The 1801-nt window shown below is 66.3% G+C and carries 2 protein-coding genes and 1 pseudogene; 1 reads left to right on the top strand and 2 read right to left on the bottom strand.

Translation table 11 applies throughout. From position 1 onward, the window contains the following. Together pyrB and I71_RS02440 are read right to left on the bottom strand one after the other, a co-directional pair. Positions 1-412, bottom strand: a pseudogene (gene pyrB, locus I71_RS02445) (aspartate carbamoyltransferase catalytic subunit); the annotation flags it as partial. Between the two features lie 57 nt (positions 413-469). After that, positions 470-1357 carry a transcriptional regulator GcvA gene (locus I71_RS02440; RefSeq protein ID WP_042689903.1) on the bottom strand — a complete coding sequence of 296 codons (888 nt, stop codon included), beginning with the start codon at positions 1355-1357 and terminating at the stop codon, positions 470-472. A 173-nt stretch (positions 1358-1530) separates the two neighbouring features. Here I71_RS02440 and I71_RS02435 point away from each other — a divergent pair, with 173 nt between their 5' ends. Further along, positions 1531-1770: a DUF1127 domain-containing protein gene (locus tag I71_RS02435; protein WP_042689898.1), complete on the top strand. Its 240-nt coding sequence runs from the start codon at positions 1531-1533 to the stop codon at positions 1768-1770. The last annotated feature ends 31 nt before the right edge of the window (positions 1771-1801 follow it).

Raw genomic sequence — 1801 nt, 5'->3', positions numbered from 1 at the left:
CCGGCATTGATGACCGAGCAGTTGACCTGTCGCCCAGCAGCTTCACCGCGCCGGAATCGGCATGGCGGACCACCAGCGCGTCCAGGTGCATGGCGTTCAGCGTCATCGCCGTGTCGATCAGGGTCTCGCCCTTCTTCACCGAGCTGCTGTCGGTCGACATGTTGATGACGTCGGCCCCCAGCCGTTTGCCGGCCAGCTCGAAGCTGGTGCGGGTGCGGGTGGAGTTCTCGAAGAACAGGTTCACCTGCGTGCGGCCGTCCAACAGGTCGGACTTCTTCACGGGGCGGCGGTTCTGCTCGACATAGCCATCGGCGAGGTCGAGGATCTGGGTGATCTCGCCGGCCCGCAGCCCCTCGATTCCGAGGAGATGGCGGTGCGGGAAGACCGTATCGGGGGGCGGGTTCGCGCTCATGGGCGCGGACTATAGGAGCGGTCCGTTACGCCCGCAAGCCGCTCTATACGGCGCTTTTCAGACCGCTTCCGCCTCCTCGAACAACCACTCGTGGAAGGCCATCACCTTGGGCCGGGAAAAGTAATGCTGCGGCGCCACCACATAATAGGCGAGGCTTCCCGGCAGCCGCACCTCGAACAGCCGGACCAGCCGTCCGGCGGCGATGTCGTCGGCCACCAGCACGCCGCGCGCCAGCGCGATGCCGTGGCCGTTGATCGCCGCCTGCAGGGTGAAGGACGAATCGTCGAACCGCAGGCCGCGTTCGGTATCTACCCCCTCGATGCCCGCCGCCCGGCACCACACCGCCCAGGAAATGTTGTAGTCGTCGTGCAGCAGGGTGTGGTGGCGCAGATCGTCCGGGTTCACCAGCGGCCGGTCGCCGGACAGCAGCGACGGATGACCGACCGGGAAGATGTCCTCGGTCAGCAGCCGTTCGACCCGCAGGTCCGGCCATAGCCCGTTGCCGAAGCGGATCGCCAGATCGACGTCGTGGCGGGCGAAATCGACCACCTGCGCCGTGCTGTGCACCCGCACGTCCATTTCGGGGTGGCGCTTCTGGAAACGGACGAGCCGCGGCACCAGCCATTTGGAGGCGAAGCTGGGCATGGTGGAGATGGTCAGCGTGCCGCTGCTGTCGGCGCGGATCAGCCGGTCGGTTGCCTGGGACAGCGTGTCCATCGCCTCGCGCACCGGTGGCAGGTAGCTCTGCCCGGCCTCGGTCAGTGCCAGCGCGCGGTTCATTCGGCGAAACAGCGGTAATCCGAGCCATTCTTCCAGCGCCTTGATCTGATGGCTGACGGCGGCCTGTGTCACATGCAGCTCGTCGGCCGCCTTTGTGAAGGAAAGATGGCGGGCGGCGGCCTCGAAGGCGCGCAGCGCGTTCAGTGGGGGCAGGCGGCGGGACATGGCGGAGGAGGGATCCGTGGCTGGATTCGGATTAGCAAAGCTAATCGATTCTATGAGAAAGCGTCGTTTGTCGGCAAGCGCCCTCTGCCCCATTCTCAGTTGCACAAGCGATCACACTGAACGGAGCGGCGAGGCGGCGGCCCCGCTCCCCATCCAGCGAAGGACATCGGATCATGGCAAAGGGAACGCACTCACAGTTTTCCGGTGCGGAACTGTTCGTCCGCAAGCCGGCACGCAAGGGAGAGGGGCTGGGCGACCGCCTGGTGTCGCTCTTCGACCGGCTCGCCACCTGGAACGAGCGCCGGCGCCAGCGCCGCGCACTGGAGGCTCTGCCCGACCATCTGCTGTCGGACATCGGCATCTCCCGTGCCGATGCCGACCATGAAGCGGAAAAGCCGTTCTGGCGGGGCTGAGCGATGACCGAAGCGAAGGCGGCGGAGAGCG

The sequence above is a fragment of the Azospirillum sp. B506 genome, from assembly GCF_000333595.1.
GTDB lineage: Bacteria > Pseudomonadota > Alphaproteobacteria > Azospirillales > Azospirillaceae > Azospirillum.
The sequence above is the reverse complement of the archived record's forward strand: the minus strand, read 5'-3'. Positions and strand labels throughout refer to the sequence as shown.

Excerpts from the sequence above, each read along its gene's own strand:
- I71_RS02440 (WP_042689903.1), bottom strand. The coding sequence starts at position 1,357 with ATGTCCCGCCGCCTGCCCCCACTGAACGCGCTGCGCGCCTTCGAGGCC.
- I71_RS02435 (WP_042689898.1), top strand. The coding sequence starts at position 1,531 with ATGGCAAAGGGAACGCACTCACAGTTTTCCGGTGCGGAACTGTTCGTC.